Raw genomic sequence first — 1,420 nt, forward strand, 5'->3', positions numbered from 1 at the left:
TAAGGCTGAGACCTGATGCCGAGCCGATTGTGGTGAAGTGGATGATCCTATGCTGTCGAGAAAAGCCTCTAGCGAGTTTCATGGCGGCCCGTACCCTAAACCGACTCAGGTGGTCTGGTAGAGAATACCGAGGCGTTCGGGTGAACTATGGTTAAGGAACTCGGCAAAATGCCCCCGTAACTTCGGGAGAAGGGGGGCCACACCTGGTGAGAGCACTTGCTGCTTGAGCTGGGGGTGGCCGCAGAGACCAGCGAGAAGCGACTGTTTACTAAAAACACAGGTCCGTGCGAAGCCGTAAGGCGATGTATACGGACTGACGCCTGCCCGGTGCTGGAACGTTAAGGGGACCGGTTAGTCACTCTTCGGGGTGGCGAAGCTGAGAACTTAAGCGCCAGTAAACGGCGGTGGTAACTATAACCATCCTAAGGTAGCGAAATTCCTTGTCGGGTAAGTTCCGACCTGCACGAATGGCGTAACGACTTCTCGACTGTCTCAACCATAGGCCCGGTGAAATTGCACTACGAGTAAAGATGCTCGTTTCGCGCAGCAGGACGGAAAGACCCCGGGACCTTTACTACAGTTTGATATTGGTGTTCGGTTCGGCTTGTGTAGGATAGGTGGGAGACTGTGAAGCTCAAGCGCCAGCTTGGGTGGAGTCGTCGTTGAAATACCACTCTGGTCGTGCTGGATGTCTAACCTGGGTCCGTGATCCGGATCAGGGACAGTGTCTGATGGGTAGTTTAACTGGGGCGGTTGCCTCCCAAAGGGTAACGGAGGCGCCCAAAGGTTCCCTCAGCCTGGTTGGTAATCAGGTGTTGAGTGTAAGTGCACAAGGGAGCTTGACTGTGAGACCGACGGGTCGAGCAGGGACGAAAGTCGGGACTAGTGATCCGGCGGTGGCTTGTGGAAGCGCCGTCGCTCAACGGATAAAAGGTACCCCGGGGATAACAGGCTGATCTTCCCCAAGAGTCCATATCGACGGGATGGTTTGGCACCTCGATGTCGGCTCGTCGCATCCTGGGGCTGGAGTCGGTCCCAAGGGTTGGGCTGTTCGCCCATTAAAGCGGTACGCGAGCTGGGTTTAGAACGTCGTGAGACAGTTCGGTCCCTATCCGCTGTGCGCGTAGGAGTCTTGAGAAGGGCTGTCCCTAGTACGAGAGGACCGGGACGGACGAACCTCTGGTGTGCCAGTTGTTCTGCCAAGGGCATGGCTGGTTGGCTACGTTCGGGAGGGATAACCGCTGAAAGCATCTAAGCGGGAAGCCTGCTTCGAGATGAGGACTCCCACCCACTTGATGGGGTAAGGCTCCCAGTAGACGACTGGGTTGATAGGCCAGATATGGAAGCACGGCAACGTGTGGAGTTGACTGGTACTAATAGGCCGAGGGCTTGTCCTCAGTTGCTCGCGTCCACTGTGTTG

1 rRNA gene (only partly in view) is annotated in these 1,420 nt (G+C 56.3%); it reads left to right on the forward strand.

Going from position 1 to position 1,420, the window contains the following annotated elements:
* Positions 1-1,397 (forward strand): 23S ribosomal RNA (locus tag IE271_RS40020) (it extends 1,823 nt beyond the left edge of the window).
* The last annotated feature ends 23 nt before the right edge of the window (positions 1,398-1,420 follow it).

This window comes from Streptomyces minutiscleroticus, assembly GCF_014650875.1.
In the GTDB taxonomy this organism is placed as follows: Bacteria; Actinomycetota; Actinomycetes; order Streptomycetales; family Streptomycetaceae; genus Streptomyces; species Streptomyces minutiscleroticus.